General features: G+C 72.4%; 15 protein-coding genes. 6 read left to right on the top strand and 9 right to left on the bottom strand.

Translation table 11 applies throughout. The features are described from left to right. Positions 1 to 74 precede the first annotated feature (74 nt). Positions 75 to 746 (bottom strand): winged helix-turn-helix domain-containing protein, encoded by a 672-nt coding sequence (locus tag ABD333_RS29460; protein WP_486303485.1) that lies wholly within the window; start codon positions 744 to 746, stop codon positions 75 to 77. Between the two features lie 92 nt (positions 747 to 838). After that, complete coding sequence (locus ABD333_RS29455) at positions 839 to 2,086, bottom strand: sensor histidine kinase (protein ID WP_344545776.1); 1,248 nt, start codon at positions 2,084 to 2,086, stop codon at positions 839 to 841. Between the two features lie 191 nt (positions 2,087 to 2,277). On the opposite strand from ABD333_RS29455, the gene phoU reads away from it, so the two are divergent. Continuing rightward, positions 2,278 to 2,973 carry a phosphate signaling complex protein PhoU gene (gene phoU / locus ABD333_RS29450; RefSeq protein WP_344545775.1) on the top strand — a complete coding sequence of 232 codons (696 nt, stop codon included), beginning with the start codon at positions 2,278 to 2,280 and terminating at the stop codon, positions 2,971 to 2,973. 117 nt (positions 2,974 to 3,090) lie between these two features. Here the strand turns inward: phoU and ABD333_RS29445 are convergent, their stop codons facing one another. The 3 genes from ABD333_RS29445 to mshA are packed head-to-tail and all read right to left on the bottom strand — an operon-like array spanning position 3,091 to position 5,894. Next, positions 3,091 to 3,960: a phosphoglyceromutase gene (locus tag ABD333_RS29445; protein ID WP_344545774.1), complete on the bottom strand. Its 870-nt coding sequence runs from the start codon at positions 3,958 to 3,960 to the stop codon at positions 3,091 to 3,093. 36 nt (positions 3,961 to 3,996) lie between these two features. After that, positions 3,997 to 4,494 (bottom strand): type III secretion system chaperone family protein, encoded by a 498-nt coding sequence (locus tag ABD333_RS29440; protein WP_344545773.1) that lies wholly within the window; start codon positions 4,492 to 4,494, stop codon positions 3,997 to 3,999. Then, positions 4,491 to 5,894 carry a D-inositol-3-phosphate glycosyltransferase gene (gene mshA, locus ABD333_RS29435; protein ID WP_344545772.1) on the bottom strand — a complete coding sequence of 468 codons (1,404 nt, stop codon included), beginning with the start codon at positions 5,892 to 5,894 and terminating at the stop codon, positions 4,491 to 4,493. Before mshA ends, ABD333_RS29440 begins: the two co-directional genes overlap by 4 nt. A 185-nt stretch (positions 5,895 to 6,079) precedes the next feature. Here mshA and ABD333_RS29430 point away from each other — a divergent pair, with 185 nt between their 5' ends. Then, positions 6,080 to 6,838 carry an SDR family NAD(P)-dependent oxidoreductase gene (locus ABD333_RS29430; protein WP_344545771.1) on the top strand — a complete coding sequence of 253 codons (759 nt, stop codon included), beginning with the start codon at positions 6,080 to 6,082 and terminating at the stop codon, positions 6,836 to 6,838. Positions 6,839 to 6,865: 27 nt separating this feature from the next. Here ABD333_RS29430 and ABD333_RS29425 read toward each other — a convergent pair whose 3' ends face one another. Continuing rightward, positions 6,866 to 7,696 (bottom strand): class I SAM-dependent methyltransferase, encoded by an 831-nt coding sequence (locus tag ABD333_RS29425; RefSeq protein ID WP_344545770.1) that lies wholly within the window; start codon positions 7,694 to 7,696, stop codon positions 6,866 to 6,868. A 77-nt stretch (positions 7,697 to 7,773) separates the two neighbouring features. On the opposite strand from ABD333_RS29425, the gene ABD333_RS29420 reads away from it, so the two are divergent. The 3 genes from ABD333_RS29420 (at position 7,774) to ABD333_RS29410 (ending at position 10,813) form a co-directional block, all read left to right on the top strand. Further along, entirely contained in the window at positions 7,774 to 9,420 is a 1,647-nt protein-coding gene (locus ABD333_RS29420) for an AMP-binding protein (RefSeq protein ID WP_344545769.1), read from the top strand. A gap of 51 nt (positions 9,421 to 9,471) precedes the next feature. Further along, complete coding sequence (locus ABD333_RS29415) at positions 9,472 to 10,260, top strand: TIGR03084 family metal-binding protein (protein ID WP_344545768.1); 789 nt, start codon at positions 9,472 to 9,474, stop codon at positions 10,258 to 10,260. A gap of 64 nt (positions 10,261 to 10,324) precedes the next feature. Further along, the gene (locus tag ABD333_RS29410; RefSeq protein WP_344545767.1) at positions 10,325 to 10,813 is read left to right on the top strand and encodes a universal stress protein; all 489 of its coding nucleotides are present in this window, start codon (positions 10,325 to 10,327) and stop codon (positions 10,811 to 10,813) included. A 16-nt stretch (positions 10,814 to 10,829) separates the two neighbouring features. On the opposite strand, the gene ABD333_RS29405 is transcribed toward ABD333_RS29410, so the two are convergent. From ABD333_RS29405 to ABD333_RS29395, 3 genes are all read right to left on the bottom strand, one after another. Further along, on the bottom strand, positions 10,830 to 11,339 hold the full coding sequence (locus tag ABD333_RS29405; protein ID WP_344545766.1) for an O-acetyl-ADP-ribose deacetylase: 510 nt from the start codon (positions 11,337 to 11,339) through the stop codon (positions 10,830 to 10,832). A gap of 36 nt (positions 11,340 to 11,375) precedes the next feature. Continuing rightward, positions 11,376 to 13,022 (bottom strand): ribosomal protection-like ABC-F family protein, encoded by a 1,647-nt coding sequence (abc-f, locus tag ABD333_RS29400; RefSeq protein ID WP_344545765.1) that lies wholly within the window; start codon positions 13,020 to 13,022, stop codon positions 11,376 to 11,378. Between the two features lie 129 nt (positions 13,023 to 13,151). After that, the gene (locus tag ABD333_RS29395) at positions 13,152 to 16,289 is read right to left on the bottom strand and encodes an AfsR/SARP family transcriptional regulator (RefSeq protein WP_344545764.1); all 3,138 of its coding nucleotides are present in this window, start codon (positions 16,287 to 16,289) and stop codon (positions 13,152 to 13,154) included. An 80-nt stretch (positions 16,290 to 16,369) separates the two neighbouring features. Here ABD333_RS29395 and ABD333_RS29390 point away from each other — a divergent pair, with 80 nt between their 5' ends. After that, positions 16,370 to 17,923 (top strand): MFS transporter, encoded by a 1,554-nt coding sequence (locus ABD333_RS29390; RefSeq protein WP_344545763.1) that lies wholly within the window; start codon positions 16,370 to 16,372, stop codon positions 17,921 to 17,923.

The raw sequence follows: 17,923 nt of genomic DNA, 5'->3' as shown, positions 1-17,923 counted from the left end.
AGGGGCCACCCGGAACGCCGAACGGCCCGCGCGGCGGATGCCGGGCGGGCCGTTCGGGAAGCTCAGGTGGGGGTTTACGGCTCGAACTTGTAGCCCAGGCCGCGGACGGTGACGATGTAGCGGGGGGTGGAGGGTGCCGCCTCGATCTTGGCGCGAAGCCGTTTGATGTGGACGTCGAGGGTCTTGGTGTCGCCCACGTAGTCGGCGCCCCACACGCGGTCGATGAGCTGCATGCGGGTGAGCACGCGCCCTGCGTTGCGGAGCAGCACTTCGAGGAGCTCGAACTCCTTGAGCGGCAGCTGGACGGCGTCACCGTTGACGCTGACCACGTGGCGTTCGACGTCCATGCGGACCGGGCCGGCCTCCAGGGTGGCGGGGGCCAGCTCCTCGACCTCGCCCTGGCGCCGCAGCACGGCGCGCATGCGGGCGATCAGCTCGCGGGTGGAGAACGGCTTGGTCACGTAGTCGTCGGCGCCCAGTTCGAGGCCCACGACCTTGTCGACCTCGCTGTCCTTGGCGGTCAGCATGATCACGGGGACGTTCGACTTGGCGCGCAGCTCGCGGCACACCTCGGTGCCGGGCAGGCCGGGCAGCATCAGGTCGAGCAGCACGAGGTCGGCACCGTTGCGGTCGAAGATGTCCAGCGCGTCGGGGCCCGTGGCCGCCACGGCGACCTCGAAGCCCTCCTTGCGCAGGTTGTACGAAAGTGCGTCGCTGAACGACTCTTCGTCCTCGACGACGAGCACACGGGTCACGGTGTTGCCTCCCGGGCGGTTTCCAATTCGGTCCCATCGACGGGTCAGTTGCGGGCCGACCGTCATCAGCTGGCGCGGCCCGTTCAGGGGCTGGGTGGGGTCGGGTAAACGATCGACGCGTCGCCGCCGGGGTGCCGGGCGCGCGCGGCGGACTCCTCGCCGGTGCCCGCCTCCGCCCGCGCCTCGCGGGCGGACGGGTTGAGCAGCGGCAGGCGGATGGTGAAGGTCGAGCCGGAGCCCTCCTTGCTCCAGACCACGACCTCGCCGCCGTGCTTGGTGGTGACGTGCTTGACGATGGCCAGACCGAGGCCGGTGCCGCCGGTCTGGCGGGAACGGGCCGGATCGACCCGGTAGAAGCGTTCGAAGATGCGTTCCAGGTCGACCTCGGGGATGCCGATGCCCTGGTCGGTCACGTTGATCTCGACGTGGTGCTCGTCGCACTGCCGGATGGCGACCACCACGCGGGTGTTGTCGGGGCTGTAGGCGACGGCGTTGTCGATCAGGTTGCGGATGGCGGTGGTCAGCAGCTCCTCGTCGCCGCGGACCTTCAGGCCGTCCTGGCCTCCGCCGGTCAGCTCGATGTTCTTGGCGCCCGCCTTGATCTGGCAGCGGTCCAGCGCCTCGACGATCACCTCGTCGAGCGCGACCGGGTGCAGTTCGGGCAGGGGCTCGTCGCCCTGGATGCGCGACAGCGTCATCAGGTCCTGGACGAGATTGGTCAGCCGGACGGACTCGTGCTGCATGCGGCCGGCGAACCGGCGCACGGCCTCGGGGTCGTCGGCGGCGCTCTCCACCGTCTCGGCCAGCAGCGACAGCGCGCCCACCGGGGTCTTGAGCTCATGGCTGACGTTGGCGACGAAGTCGCGGCGGATGGCCTCGACCCGGCGCATCTCGGTGAGGTCCTCGGCCAGCACGAGCACCTGCCCGTGGGAGCCGAGCGGCGCCACCCGGACGGCGAACCAGCGCCCTTCGGCCCGCTTGCGGCCCTTGGACGGGGCCACCTGGATCTCGGTCTCGCGGATCTCTCCGTCCCGGCGGGCCAGCCGGGCCATCGCGAGCAACTCGTCGACCACCAGCCGGTCGCCGCTGACCAGTCCGAACGCCCGCGCGGCCGAGCTGGCACGCAGGACCCGGTCCTCACCGTCGACCACGACGGCCGAGGACCGCAGGACGCTCAGCACCGACGCGACGCCCGGCGGCAGCCCACTCTGGGGCGCGGCCGGGGCCGTGACCTGCTGGGCTCGCTCGCTCACGCGCACCGCCAATCCCGTAGCGAGCCCGATCGCGAGCCCGGCAAGCCCGGTCAGGCCTGCGACTATCTCGACCTCCACACATCGGATCGTAAGTGCCATTCGGGCCGTTCCTGCACCAACAGGCCATCCGACACGGTGTCGTTAGCGTAAAGTTCACCTCTTCATGTGAGTTCGTTCATGCAGGTCAGGCAGGCTGTGGCGTGGACCGGTACGTCCGGCGGCGAGGCCTGGAGCCGTCCCCCGACCCCATACGCACCAAGGATGTTCAATTGCGCGACGCCTACCACGAGGAACTCGACGCCCTCTCCGACAAACTGGTGGAGATGACCCGGCTGGTCCGGTCCGCCATGGCCCGCGCGGTAACCGCCCTCCTGGACGCCGACCTGCGGCTCTCCGAGGAGGTCATCAGCGCGGACGAGCACGTCAACAAGATCGACACTGAGATCGAGGAGACGGTCTTCGACCTGATGGCGCGCCAGCAGCCGGTGGCGGGCGATCTGCGCACGCTGATCACCGCGCTGCGGATGAGCGGCGACCTGGAGCGCATGGGCGACCTGGCTGTGCACATCGCCAAGACCGCGCGACGCCGGCATCCCGAGTCGGCCGTGCCGCCGGTGCTGCAGGCCACCGTCCTGGAGATGGGCCAGATCGCGGAACGCATGATCGCCAAGACGGGCAGCGTCATCGCCTCCCAGGACGTCGAGATGGGCCTGGAGCTGGACGCCGACGACGACCGCATGGACCGGCTCCACCGCAAGCTCTTCGACATCCTGCTGTCGCCGAAGTGGAAGTACGGCGTCGAGCCCGCCGTCGACATCACCCTGGCGGGCCGCTACTTCGAACGTTTCGCCGACCACGCGGTGCACGTCGCCGAGGACGTGGTCTACATGGTCACCGGCCAGCGCCCTGAGGAGATCATCGACTCCTCCGAGGCCCAGACCGGACCCGGCCAGGGCCCGTCCTGACGAAGCCATAGCGCGCTGGCGAAGCCATGACGCGTCCTGACGAAGCCAGACGGGCACCGCACGACTGAAAGGGGCGCCTTCCTCACCGGAAGGCGCCCCTCGTGTTGTCCGTGAGGCCTACTTCTTCCGCTTGCCCCTGCGACCGCCGGACGGGGCGGGCGGAGCGGGCGGGACCGGCGGAACCGGCTGCGCGGGCGGAACGGGCGGGACGGGTGCCTTGGGCGCGGCGGCCTTGGCCCCTGCCCCGGCGCCCTGGTTCTTGACGGCCTCGATGGCGGCCTTGGCGGCCTCCGGGTCGAGGTACTCGCCGCCGCGCTTGAGCGGCGCGAAGTCGTCGTCCAGCTCGTACACCAGGGGGATGCCGGTGGGGATGTTGAGCTCGGTGATGGCCTCGTCGGAGACGTCGTCCAGGTGCTTGACCATGGCGCGCAGGGAGTTTCCGTGCGCGGCGACCAGCACGGTGCGGCCGGCGGCCAGGTCGGGCACGATCGCGTCGTACCAGTACGGCAGGAGCCGGTCGACCACGTCGGCGAGGCACTCGGTACGCGGGATCAGCTCGGACGGCAGGCCCGCGTAGCGCAGATCGTTGACCTGCGACAGCGGGTCATTGTCCTTGATCGGCGGCGGCGGGGTGTCGTACGAGCGGCGCCAGATCTTGAACTGCTCCTCGCCGAACTCCTCGCGCGTCTGCGCCTTGTTCTTGCCCTGCAGCGCGCCGTAGTGCCGCTCGTTGAGGCGCCACGAGCGGCACACCGGAATCCACAGCAGGTCGGCGACGTCCAGCGCGATGTTGGCGGTGCGGATCGCGCGCTTCAGCAGCGAGGTGTGGACCACATCGGGGGTGAGGTCGTTGTCGAGGAGCAGGTCGCCACCCTTGGTGGCCTCGCCCTCTCCCTTCGCGGACAGGTCCACGTCCACCCAGCCGGTGAAGAGGCCCTCCGCGTTCCACACACTTTCGCCATGCCGGAGCAATACCAGGGTCGCCATGGCACCAGAGCTTATCGGGGGTGGGTGAAGGCGGCGTCAGCGACGGTCAGGGTCGGCGAACGAGGCGAACGCCCGCAGATTGGCCAGGCTCTCGCCGCGCTTGACCCGCCAGTCCCACTCCCGCTGGATCGACGTTTTGAAGCCGCGTTCGAGCGCCTTGTCGAAGTTCTCGTCGGAGTAGGTGAGCACGCAGCCGAGAATCCGGTCGATCTCGTCGGTGCTGACCGACTGCAACGGGAGCTTGCCCACGATGTAGACGTCGCCGATCTCGTCGAGTGCGAATCCCATCCCGTACATCCGCCCGTTCTTCTCCAGCAGGAACCGGTAGAACTCGGCGTGGTTCTCGTCGGGGCGGCGGCAGAAGAACGCCTCGACGTGCAGGCTGTGGTCACCGACGATCAGCCAGGTCATGGTCGCCAGCTTGTGCTGGCCGGGGAGCTTGACGAAGAACGCGCCGGGCCGCGGCACCTCGTACTCCAGCTCGGCCGCCCGCAGCGTCTTCTCGATGACGGCGACGGGATCGGTCGTGGTCATGCGGACACCTCGGCGGAAGCGGTCGGAAGGGCGGCGGCGGGCGACGGAGCGGGCGAAGCGGCGGACAAGACCGGCACCTCCGGAGCGAGGCGGTGGCGACCGGCCGGGAACATGGTCAGGGCGCCTGTATACACCTCAAGGAGCCGGTCGACCGTGGTGTCCCAGCCGAAGGACTGGGCGTGTCGCACGGCGCCGCGGGCGAGCCGGGCGTGCAGCCCGGGCTCGGCGTACAAGCGCCGCAGGACGCGGGCGTAGTCGTCCGGCCGGTGCCCGCTGATCAGGATGCCGGACTCGCCGTCGTTGACGGCGGTGCACAGGCCGCCCACGGCGGCGGCGACCACGGGAGTGCCGCAGGCCTGCGACTCGACGGCGACGAGCCCGAACGACTCGTTGTGGGAGGGGACGACGGTGACGTCGGAGGCCCGGTACCAGTCGGCGAGCTCGCCCTGCGGACAGGGCGGCTCGAACCGCACGACGTCGGAGATGCCGAGCTCGGCTGCCAGCGCCTGCAGGCCCTCGGGTCGCGAACGCCCGCTGCCGCTGGGGCCGCCGACGACGGCCACGACGAGTTTCGAACGCAGCGACGGGTCGTCGTCGAGCATCCGGGCCGCGGCGCGCAGCAGTACGTCGGGCGCCTTGAGCGGCTGGATGCGGCCGACGAAGAGCAGCACGTACGCGTCGCGCGGGAGGCCGAGGCGGCGCCGGGCGGGGCCGGTGCGATGGGGCAGCAGCCCGGTGCTGCGGGAGAGCAGCGCGGACTCGGGCCGGAACAGCGAGAGGTCGACGCCGGGGTTGACGGTCGCGACGCGTTCGGGGTCGGCGCCGTACAGGTCGATCAGTTCCCGGGCTTCCTTGGCGGTGTTGGCGACGAGCTGGTCGGCGGATTCGACGACCTGCTGCTCCCCGAGCACGCGCGCCTGCGGCTCGGGGGTGTCGCCCGCGGCGAGCGCGGCGTTCTTGACCTTGGCCATGGTGTGCATCGAGTGGACGAGCGGCACGCCCCAGCGTCGCTTGGCGGCCCAGCCCGCCTGGCCGGAAAGCCAGTAATGGGTGTGCAGGAGGTCATAGTGACCGGGCTCGTAGGAGGCCTCGGCGCGCAGCACCCCGGACGTGAAGCCGCACAGCTCCGCCGGCAGCTCGGACTTGTCGAGCTCCTCGAAGGGACCGGCGACGATGTTGCGCACCAGTACGCCGGGGGCCAGCTCGACGATCGGCGGCAGCGCCCGGCAGGTGGCGCGGGTGAAGATGTCGACCTCGATCCCCTTGGCGGCCAGCCGTTTGGCCACCTCGACGACGTAGACGTTCATCCCGCCCGCGTCGCCGGTGCCCGGCTGGTCGAGGGGCGAGGTGTGAACAGTGATCGTCGCGACCCGGTTGATACGACGAGACGACACGGACACCACCTCCGGTTGTGCAACCTACCGGTCGGGACATGTGTTCCCGCCGGGTGCCGTCCATGCGAGACGAAAGTGACCAAAATGAACAATGTGGCAGTAGTCACAACATTTCCTACCGCCAGTCAGTAAGTTCTTTGTTTTGATCACCCGGTTTCCGCTCCCGCCCGATCGCCTGGGACGCTAGGCGCATGCGCAAGACGGCGGTTGTCACCGGAGCAAGCAGTGGAATCGGCGCGGCCACGGCCAGAAGGCTCGCGGCGGAGGGATTCAACGTCGTGCTGGCGGCGCGACGGCGTGACCGGCTGGAAGACCTGGCCAAGGAGATCACCGACGGGGTGCCCGGCGCCGGCAAGGTCGCGGTGGTGCCCCTGGACGTGACCGACCAGGAGTCGGTGGACTCCCTCGCCGCCGGGCTCGCCGAGTGCCACGTCCTGGTCAACAACGCCGGCGGCGCGCTCGGCCTGGAGCCGGTCGCCGCCGCCGACCCCGCCGACTGGCAGGCGATGTACGACACCAACGTGCTCGGCCTCCTGCGGGTCACCAAGGCCCTGCTGCCCAAGCTGATCTCCGGCGGCGCGGGCCACATCGTGAACATCACCTCGCTCGCCGCCCACGTCAACTACGAGGGCGGCGCCGGCTACAACGCGGCCAAGCACGCCGCGTACGCGGTGAACGAGGTCCTGCGGCTGGAACTGGTGGCCGAGCCCGTCCGCGTCACCGAGATCGCGCCGGGGCTCGTCAAGACGGAGGAGTTCGGCCTGGTGCGGTTCCGCGGCGACGCGGCCAAGGCCGGGAAGCCCTACGAAGGCGTGCCCGAGCCGCTGGTGGCCGACGACGTCGCCGACTGCGTCGCCTGGGCGGTCACCCGTCCCGCACACGTCAACATCGACCGGATCGACGTGCAGCCGCGCGTCCAGGCGGCCCCGTACAAACTCCACCGCGTCTGACGCCCGCCGGAACGGCTCGTTCGATGGTCACCGGCGCGGCGCCACGGCCGACCAGGGAAGCGTCACCTCGCCCAGCCGCCAGCGTGCCCGGCCACCGTACGGCGGACGCGTGAGCACCGGATGGGTGCGCGCCAGCAGCGAGACCGCCTCGATCCAGCGGGCGCGGGGGCCGAACGCCGAATGCGGGGCCGCGACCGCCCAGCAGCGGTCGAGGTCTTTGAGCAGCGCGTGAATCCGTTCGCCGGGGACGTTCCGGTGGATCAGTGTCTTCGGCAGCCGCTCGGCCAGTTCCGACGGCCGCCCCAGCGAGCCGAGATGCGCCGCGAACGTGATCGTCTCTGGTCCCGAGCGCGTCAGCGTCACCCAGACCGCACGCCGGCCGATCTCGTTGCACGTGCCCTCGACGAGAACGCCGTGCGGGGCAAGCTTCGCCCGCAGCCCGTCCCAGGCCCGCCAGGCGGCGTCCTCGTCGTACTGCCGGAGGACGTTGAGCGCGCGGACCAGCACGGGCGGGCGGTCGACGGGCAGTTCGAAACCGCCGCGCCGGAACGACAGCCCCGGCAGCGGGCGTTCGGCCAGGTACGCCAGACCGGCGGCCACCCGATCGGGTTCGATCTCGATCCCCACGACGTCGAGCCGGGGCGACACCGCGCGCAGCCGCGTGTAGAGCTCGACCGTCGTCACCGGCGAGGCGCCGTAGCCGAGGTCGACCGCCAGGGGAGACTCGGCCGAACGGAGCGCGCCGGCCTGGGTCGCGGCGATCCAGCGGTCGACGCGCCGCAGCCGGTTCGGCGCGGTGGTGCCGCGAGTGATCTCCCCCTCGGGCTTGTGCGTTCGGGCCACGCTGAGATTCTCCATGGAGGCGTCCACTGAATGTGATTCGGTAAGTATTCGTTTACGGTGATCCCACGATGCCGATCCGAGGGAGAGTGCCGATGCCCCTGCTCGACCTGGCCACCCTGCACGAGGCCGTCGCGTCCGCCGTCCCCGACCGCGAGTGCGTGGTCTGGCCCGGCGGCAGGTCGACCTGGCGCGAGGTCGGCGAACGGAGCGGGCGGCTGGCGCGTGTCCTGTTCGAGCACGGCCTGGGCCGGCACGGGCGAGCCACCGAGCCGTGGGAGTCTCCGCACGACCACCTGGCGCTCTACCTCCACAACGGGCCCGAATACCTGGAGGGCCTGCTCGGCGCCCACAAGGCCCGGGTGGCGCCGTTCAACGTCAACTACCGGTACGTGGACGACGAGCTGGCCCAGCTCTTCACCGACGCCCGCCCGGCCGCGATCCTGTTCCACGCGCGCTTCGCCGCCGTCATCGGCCGCGTGGTCAAGCGCCTGGACGCCGCTCCGCTCCTGCTCCAGGTCGCCGACGACTCCGGCGAAGAGCTGCTGCCCGGCGCCCTCGGCTACGAGGCCGCGCTGGCGGCGGCCTCCCCCGATCCGCTGGACGTACGGCCGGACGCGGGCGACCTGCACATCCTCTACACCGGCGGGACGACCGGGCTCCCCAAGGGCGTGCTGTGGCGCATCGGCGACCTCATGGCCGGGCCGCTCGGGCTGGCCCACCGCGACGGCAGCCCCATCACCGACCTGGACGAGGCCGTCGAACGCGCCGCCCGCGGCCGGCACCGCGTGCTGATCGGCCCGCCGCTCATGCACGGGGCGGGCACGTGGTCGGCGCTCGGCGGCTGGTGCGGCGGCGCCTGCGTGGTCTTTCCCGGCCGGACGGACGGGCTGGACGCCGCCGACCTGCTCGCCACCGCGGAACGCGAACGGGTGACGCGCATGCCCATCGTCGGCGACGCGTTCGCCCGCCCGATCGTCGAGGAGCTCGACCGCGGCTCGTACGACCTGTCCGCGCTGCGCACGCTGCTCAACTCGGCCGCCGGCATCAGCCCGGAGGTCAAGCGCCGCCTTCTCGGCCACCTGCCGGACGTGCGCGTCCATGACGTGCTGGGCTCCTCCGAGAGCGGCTTCGCGGTGACGCGGCGCGGCGCGGCGGACCGCACGTTCGTCCCGGCGCCGGGTACGGCCGTGCTGAGCGCCGACCGCCGGCGCAGGCTCGCGCCCGGTGAGGAGGAGCTGGGCTGGCTGGCCAAGGGCGGCGACCGGCTGCCGCTCGGCTACCTGAACGATCCCGCCAAGACCGCCGCGACGTTCATCGCCGTCGACGGCGAGCGGCTCGTGGTGGCGGGCGACCGGGCGCGGCTCCGCGCGGACGGCACGGTCGAGGTGCACGGCCGCGAGGCGACCACGATCAACACCGGCGGCGAGAAGGTCTTCGCCGAGGAGGTCGAGACCGTGCTGCGCGATCTTCCCGGGATCGCGGACGCGCTGGTCGTCGGCCGGCCGAGCGAGCGCTGGGGCACCGAGATCGTCGCGGTCGTGCGCACCGCCCCGGGTGCGGCGCCGACGGACGACGATCTCCGCGGCGGTTGTGCCGCGCGGCTCGCCCGGTACAAGATCCCCAAGGCGTTCCTGCGGACCGGGCGCGGCCTGCGGCTGCCCAACGGCAAGGCCGACTACGCCGCCGCACGCGCCGTCGTCGCCGCCGACACCACAGACGTCGCCACCGTCACAGAATGAGATTCGGTCCGGCTCTGTACGCGACGGGGTGCGAGGGTGAATCCTGGCGGGATGCCGGATCTCACCTCACTTCTCGCGGACCTCACCGCCGAGGGCGACGCGCTCGACGCGCTGGTGGCGCCGCTGCCCGCCTCGGCCTGGGCCACACCGACACCCGCCGAAGGCTGGACGATCGCGCACCAGATCGCCCATCTCGCCTGGACCGACGACCAGTCGATCGCGGCGGCCACGGACGAGGAGGCGTTCAACGGGATCATCGCCGAGGCGCTGGCGGATCCGGACGGGTTCGTGGAGGCGGGGGCGGCGAAGGGCGCCACGGACGATCCTGACCGCCTTCTCGAACGGTGGCGGGCGGGCAGGCGCCGGATCGTGGAGGCCCTGGCGGCGGTGCCCGCGGGCACGCGGCTGCCGTGGTTCGGGCCGCCGATGGGCGCGGCCTCGATGGCCACGGCGCGCCTGATGGAAACCTGGGCGCACGGCCAGGACGTCGCCGACGCGCTGGGACTACGGCGCGAGCCGACCGGCAGGCTCCGCCACGTCGCCCACATCGGCGTGCGGACGCGGAACTTCGCGTTCAACGTCCGTGGGCTCACGCCACCTGACGCCGAGTTCCGGGTCACCCTCACGTCACCGGACGGCGAGGAGTGGACGTGGGGTCCGGAGGACGCCGCGCAGTCGGTGACCGGCCCGGCGCTGGACTTCTGCCTGCTGGTAACGCAGCGGCGCAACCGCGCCGACCTCGCCGTGACCGCCGACGGCCCGGACGCCGACCGGTGGCTGGACGTGGCGCAGGCGTTCGCCGGGCCGCCCGGACCCGGCCGTCCGGCCGCCTCGGGCTGAAGGTTCGCCACTCCCTGGCGCGGTTCGGGGTGTTCGATTCGCCTGATCGGGACATGACGTCATCATGACCATCCTCATCGCCTACGACGGGTCGGACGACGCCAAGGCCGCGATCGGCTTCGCGGGCCGGCACCTGAGCCGGGCACCGGCCGTGGTGCTCGTCGTCTGGGAGCCGCTGCTCGTCCAGCTCGCCAGATCCTCGATCGCCACGCCCGGCGCGTTCGTCCGCGACGACACCGAGGCCGAACGGCAGCAGCGCGAGGAGGCCGAGCGGTTCGCCGCCGACGGCGCCGAGCTCGCCCGGCAGGCGGGGCTGACCGAGGTCACCCCGCGGGCCGAGGCGAGCACCGGGCCGATCTGGGCGACCATCGTGGACGTCGCCGACGAGCTCGACGCCTCGCTCGTCGTCACCGGTTCGCGCGGGCTGGCGCGGGCCAGGTCCGTGCTGCTCGGGAGCGTGTCGGACCGCGTCCTGCACCACGTCAAGCGCCCGGTGCTGATCGTGCCGCACGTGACCGCCGAGGCCGGGGACACCGGGGACACCGGCGGCTGACCGGGGCGCGGGCCGGTCAGGACGCCAGCGCCCGCTCGAACGCCTCGTACGCGTCCTCGGTGAACAACACGAACCGCACGTCCGTGACCTTGGTGACCGTCGCGCGCACCGTGCCGACCGCGATGCGCGCCGCGTCGTCGACCGGCCACCCGTAGGTCCCGGCCGACACGGCGGGGAACGCGACCGACCGCACGCCCAGGTCGTCGGCCACCCGCAGCGACTCCCGGTAGCACGAGGCCAGCAGGTCGGAACGGTCCTCCGACGTGGAGTAGACCGGGCCGACCGTATGGATCACCCAGCGGGCGGGCAGCCGCCCCGCCGTGGTCGCCACCGCCTGACCGGTGGGCAGCCCTCCCCCGTACTGGGAGGCCCGCAGCTTGCGGCACTCGTCCAGGATCGCCGGACCGCCCCGGCGGTGGATGGCCCCGTCCACGCCACCGCCGCCGAGCAGGGAGGAGTTCGCCGCGTTCACGACGGCGTCCACCTCCTGCTCGGTGATGTCGCCCCGCACTGACACGATCCGCATCGAGCTCACCTCCCCGGTAACCCTTTCACCCTCCTTTCAGTGAGTCGACGCCTCCAGGACCCTGCCGCCGCGGAGCTCCAGGGCGCTGCCCGTGAAACGCCGCCGCAGGAGCCGGTCGTGGGTGACCAGGACGAGGGTGCCCGCGTAGGCCGCCAGTGCCTCGTCGAGCTCCTCCACCAGCATCGGGGACAGGTGGTTGGTCGGCTCGTCGAGCAGGAGCAGGTCGACCGGGCGGCTCACGAGCCGGGCCAGCTCCACCCGGCGCCGCTGCCCGACCGACAGGGCTCCCAGCGGCAGCCGCAGGTCATCCGGACGGAAGAGTCCCAGGCCGAGCAGCTCGTCGGCGTACTCCTCCGGCCTGCCGGGGCGGCCCGCCGCGTACGCCGCCAGAACGCTCCGCATCGGCGGCCCGGCGACGCCCTGTTGCCGCAGATATCCGACCCGTTCGGGGCGCCGTACCGAACCCGTGTCCGGCGAGAGCTCGCCCGCCAGTACGCGCAGCAAGGTCGTCTTTCCGGCCCCGTTCGGACCGGTGACCAGCAGCCGCTCGCCCGCGTCGAGGCTCAGCCCGGCCACCGCGAGCCGGTCGCCCACCGTGATCTCCGAGAGCTCGACCGCCCGTCCCTCCGGCGTCCCGCCCGGGATCCGCGCCGCGAACCGGAGCGGCTCGGGCGGCGCGGGGACGGCGTTCTCCCGCAGCACGGCCAGGCGTTCGTTGGCGATGCGCACCCGGTTGGCCGTGCCGTGCGACGACGACCTGGCGCGGTGCGCGCCGTTGCCGGTGTTGGCGAGCAGGGCCTTGCGCCCGATGGACGCGAGCCAGGCACCACCGGTCTCCACCAGCCGGGCCTGCCGCTCGACCTCGGCCTTCCACTCCTCGTGCTCGCGCTCCCAGCGGGCACGCGCCGCGGCCTTCGCCCGGAGATAGCCGGCGTAGCCGTCGCCGTAACGCCGCACACCGCGGTCGTCCACGTCGAGAATCGTGGTGGTGATCCTTTCCAGGAGGACACGGTCGTGCGTGACGGCGACGACGGTGCCGTGGTGGGTCCGGATGTAGTCCTCAAGCCAGGCCATCGCCGCGTCGTCGAGGTCGTTGCTCGGCTCGTCGAGCAGCAGGAGTTCCGGCGCCGCCGCGAGCGTCGCCGCCAGGACGAGCCTGGAGAGCTGCCCGCCCGACAACGTCGCGATCGGCCGCGCCCGGTCGAGACCGGGAAGCCCGAGGCCGTGCAGGGCGATGTCCACCCTGGCGTCGGCGTCGTACCCGCCGCGCCGCTCGAACTCCGCGAGCAGGTCGCCGTAGGCGGCGAGCCGCTGCTCGTCGGCCGAGCCCAGCACGGCCTCGGCGGCCCTGAGGTCCGCTTCCATGCGCCTCAGCTCGGCGAGCGCCAAGTCGATGACGTCGGCGACGTCACCGGCGTCCTGGAGCAGGCCCTCCAAGTTCTGCGGGAGGTAGGCGACGCCGCCGGGGGCAAGGACGGTGAGATCTCCGTTGTCGGCTTCCTCCCGCCCCGCCATGAGCTTCAGCAACGTCGACTTGCCCGAGCCGTTCTCACCGATGATCCCGATCTTCTCGCCGGGCTTGACGGTGAAGGAGACCCGGTCGAGGACGACCCGGTCGCCATAGCGCTTCGTCACCTCGCGCAGGGTGAGCTGGGCGGCGGAATCAGCGGATGGGGTACGCAAGAGAACGCTCCTGTTCCCGGCCCGCCGGAGAAGGCGGGGCCGCATCGAGCCGATGGGAAGGCCGTGGATCGCGGCGCGGCGGTGGGCGCCGGGGCGCGATCAGAGGAACAGGAACATCATGGACGTAAACTAGACGAACCGTCTCGTCTCGTCAAGCCCTCGCCGCAGACGTGATTCGATGCGGTCGACGTCTCCACGCTCGGCCCGCGGCAACGGCACCCCTACCGACTCCCGGAGCCGGGCGGCCTCGGCCAGCGACGACGCCGCACGCTCGTGCTCCCCAGCGAGTGACAGCGCCCCCGCCATGCCCTCCAGCGCCAGAGCGGTCGCCCGCGGATCACCCGCGTGCCGCGCCGTCTCGGCCGCCTCGCGCTGCCACTTCAGCGCCCGCTCGGCGTCTCCGCGCATTTCGGCGACGAAGCCCAGCTCGGCCAGGATCAGCACGAGCCCCGAGTGTTTCCCCAGCCGACGGCTCCAGTCGAGCCACGGGAGCAGATGGCCTTCGGCCTCGTCGAGCCGTCCCGAGCGGCGCGCCACCAGCGCGAGCCCGACGTCGGCGTACAGCCGCCCGTACGTGTGGGACTGCTCCTCCGCGAGGCGCAGTGCCCGCTCATGGAGCTCCCGGGCCCGCTCGAAGTCACCCTGCAGCATGACGATCCGGCCAAGGCCTGCCAGACGGTACGAGACCTCCGGCCACAACCGGAGCTCCTCGGCGAGGCGCACGCCCTCCTCGTTCAGCCGCACGGCCCGTTCGTAGTCACCGACGATCTCGGCGTACGCGCCGAGGTTCTCGATCGCCAGGAGCCGGCCCCAATGATCACCGAGCTCGGCGAAGATCTCGGCGCTCTCGGTGCCGGCGCGGTGGAGCGTCTCCAGATCACCCTGGAACGTCGCGTGGCCGGCCTTGACCCCCAGCGCGGCCGCCAGCCCCCAGCGGTCGCCCGCGGCCCGGAAGTCCGCCAGCGCGCTCGCCACGAGCCGTTCGCTGGTGGCCACGTCGCCGTAGTTCAGATGCGCCAGCCCGAGGAACCAGACGGCGCGGGCGCGGTCGCCCTCGGGCCAGGTGCCGGACGTTCCGCCTTCCTCAAGCCCGAGAGCCGCCAGAGCCCTTCCCGTGCGGATGCGGTCGGCGTGCCCATCGACGATCATCATCGCCAGCCCGGCCCGCCACGCGGCGGCCCGGCGCACGCCCGGATGGTCACGCCCCCGGTGCGCCGCGAGCACCACCGTCAGCGAACGGTGGGCCTCGCGGTACCGGCCGCGCAGGAACCAGTACCAGGTCAGCGCGTTGGCCAGCAGCAGGGCGTCCTCCGCCGCGCCGTACTCGGCCGCGCTTTCGAGGGCGGCCCGCAGGTTGCCGGTCTCGGCGTCGAGCCGGTCCAGCCAGGTGCGCTGGTCGGAGCCGTACAGCCGCGGTTCGGCCTGGCGCGCGAGCGCGAGGTAGTAGGCGAGATGGCGGCGCCGCACGCGCTCGGTCTCGCCCGCCGCGTCGAGCTGCTCCAGGCTGTAGGCCGCGACCGATTCGAGCAGGCGATAGCGCGGCCCGCCGGGTCCGTCCACGGCGACGACCAGCGACCGGTCCACGAGCCGGGCCAGCACGTCGAGGACGTCCGCGGCGTCGATCCCCGCGCCCGAACAGACCGTCTCCACCGCCTCCAGCGTGCAGCCGTCGACCTGCACGGCCAGCCGCCGCAGCACGATCCGCGCGGGCTCGGGAAGCAGCTCCCAGCTCCAGTCGATCATCGCCCGGAGCGTGCGCTGGCGCGCGGGGGCGTCCCGCCGCCCGGCCGCCAGGAGCCGGAACCTGTCGTCCAGCCGGTCCGCGAGCCCGCGTACGCCCAGCGTCCGCACGCGCGTGGCCGCCAGCTCCAGGGCCAGCGGGATCCCGTCCAGCCGCCGGCAGATCGTCGCGATCACCTCGGCCGCGCCGGACCCGTCCAGATCGGCTCCCGGCGCCGCCGCGGAGGCACGCTCGACGAACAGCCGCGCCGCGCTGGGCTCGGGAAGCGGCGGCACGGCCCGCACCACTTCGCCGGCGATGGCCAGCGGCTCCTGGCTCGTCGTCAGGACGCGCAGGCCGGAGCCGTCCCGGAGCAGTGTCTCCACCAGCTTGGCGACCGGCTCGACGAGATGCTCGCAGTTGTCGAGGACGAGGAGCAGCCGGCGGTCGCGCAGAGCCCCGACGAGCCGGTCGGCCGGGCCCGCCGAGGCGTCGTCGCGGATGCCCAACGCCCTGCCGACGGCCTCGGCCACCTCGTCGGGGAGCCGGCGACCGGCGAGTTCGACGAACCAGACACCGTCGGGGAAGCCGCCGGCGTCGGCCAGCCGCCTCGCGACCTCCAGGGCCACGCGGGTCTTGCCGACTCCGCCGGGGCCAGTGAGCGTCACCAGCCGCGCGGTACCGAGCGCTTCGCACGTTCCGGCCACCTCGTCCTCACGCCCGACGAGACCGGTCGCCGGAACAGGGAGACGTGACTCCGGCAAGCTGGTCGGCGCGGGCACACGCACGGGTGGCGCGTCCAGCACCGGGGCCTGTTCGAGGATCGCCTGGTGGAGTGCGGCCAGCTCGGGGCCGGGATCCAGGCCCAGCTCGTCCGCGAGGCGCCTGCGCAGGTCGGCATAGCCGTCCAGCGCCTCGCCCTGCCTGCCCGCGCGGTACAGGGCCCGCAGCTGAACGGCACGCAGCCGTTCGCGGAAGGGGTGCCTGGCGACCAGGTCGCCCAGCTCGTCCGCCAGCGAACCGTGCTCCCCCAGCCCGAGCCGGGCCTCGGCCCGCTCCTCCAGCGCCGTCAGCCGCTGCTCGTCGAGCCGGGTGATCGCGGCCGTGGCGAACGGGGCGTCGGTGAAGTCGGCGAACGCGGGGCCACGCCAGAGCTCAAGCGCCGCCGCGAACAGTCCTGCCCTCGCGCGGAGATCGTCTGTCCGGCGGGCCTCGTCGAGCAGCGCGGCGAAACGCCCGGAATCGACGTCGCCGGGCTCGATCCGCAGCCGGTAACCGGCCGGGCTGAAGGCGACCAGGGAACGTGCACCGGCCTCCGCCTTCTCCAGGGCGCGCCGCAACTGCGAGACCTTGTTCTGAAGGGAGTTGGCCGGATTGGCCGGGAGGTCGTCGCCCCAGAGGTCGTGGGCCAGCCGGTCCACCGGGACGGGACGGCCCGGATCGACGAGCAGATCGGCCAGGAGCGCGCGGACCTTCGCCTCGGGTACCTGGACCGGATCGCCGTCGGCCGTCCACACGGCGAGCGGCCCAAGAACGCCGAAACGCATGCCGATCACCGTAACCGACCGTCGGCGGACCATCAGCCGGCCATCACCGCACCGAGAGCGGTCACTCCGATCATCACCGCATGGCCATTGACGAGACGAACGCGCATGACCCCCGGCCGCGCGCCGGGCTCAAGGAGTGGACCGGGCTGGCCGTGCTGGCCCTGCCCACCCTGCTGCTCGCCCTGGACGTCACCGTGCTCCACCTCGCGGTGCCCGAACTGAGCGCGGACCTGGATCCGAGCGGTACCCAGACGCTATGGATCATCGACATCTACGGCTTCATGATCGCCGGGTTCCTGGTCACGATGGGCACGCTCGGCGACCGGATCGGGCGCCGGCGGCTCCTGATGACGGGCGCCGCCGCGTTCGGCGCCGCCTCGGCCGCCGCCGCGTACGCCACGTCCACCGAGATGCTGATCGCCGCACGGACGCTCCTCGGCATCGCCGGCGCGACGCTGATGCCCTCCACGTTGTCCCTCATCAGCAACCTGTTCCGCGACCCGCGACAGCGCGGGCTGGCCATCGGGTTGTGGGCGACGATGTTCTCGGTGGGCATCGCCCTCGGCCCTGTGGTGGGCGGGCTGATGCTGGAGCACTTCTGGTGGGGCTCGGTGTTCCTGATCGGCACGCCGATCATGGCGTTGCTGCTGGTGACCGCCCCGTTCCTGCTGCCGGAGTTCCGGGACGTGCGGGCGGGCCGTCCCGACCTGGTCAGCGTTCTGTTGTCACTCGCGACGATGCTGCCGGTCACCTACGGCCTCAAGGAGCTGCCCAAGCACGGTGTCGAGCCCGTACCCGCCCTCGCCGCCGTGGTCGGCGTCGTGGCGGGTGTGTTGTTCGTCCGCCGGCAGCGGCGCCTCGCCGATCCGCTGCTGGACCTGCGGCTGTTCCGCGACCGGGCCTTCTCCGGTGCGCTGCTGAGCCTCATGATCAGCATCGGCGCGGTCGGCGGCGTCTACCTGTTCGTCACGCAGTACCTGCAGCTGGTCCAGGGCATGTCACCGCTGAAGGCGGGGTTGTGGCTGCTTCCCGCCGCGCTCGCGCTGGTGGTCTCGTCCCTGCTGGCGCCGATCGCCGCGCGCCACGTGCGTCCCGCGTACGTGATCGGCGGCTCGCTGGCGGCCGCGACGGCCGGCTACCTGCTGCTCGCGCAGGTCGACGCCCGGTCCGGACTGCCGCTGCTGGTCGCCGGGTTCATCCTGGTGTACGCGGGCGGCGGCCCGACCATGGCGCTCGGCACCGAACTGGTCGTCGGCGCCGCGCCGCCGGAGAAGGCGGGCGCCGCCTCGGCGCTGGGCGAGACGAGCACCGAGCTGGGCGTGGCGCTGGGCGTCGCGGGCCTCGGCAGCGTCGGCACCGCCGTCTACCGCGAGGAGATCGCGTCGGGACTCCCGGCGGACGCTCCGGACGGGGTCCGCGACACCCTCGCCGGAGCGGTCGCCGCCGGGGCCGGCGGCGACCTGCTCGACTCCGCCCGCGAGGCGTTCACGGCCGGGCTGAACACCACCGCCGCCGTCGGCGCGGCACTCGTCGCCGCCGTCACGGTCATCGCGGTGGTCACGCTCCGGCGGGTGGACGCCACCGGCGAGGGCGATCCGGCCGGCGCCGCCGAGCCGGAACGCATCACCGCCTGA

Origin of the sequence: Actinomadura fulvescens, from assembly GCF_039533225.1 — a bacterium.
In the GTDB taxonomy this organism is placed as follows: Bacteria; Actinomycetota; Actinomycetes; order Streptosporangiales; family Streptosporangiaceae; genus Spirillospora; species Spirillospora fulvescens.
Note: the sequence above shows the minus strand (reverse complement) of the source record. Positions and strands in the feature narration are given on the sequence as shown.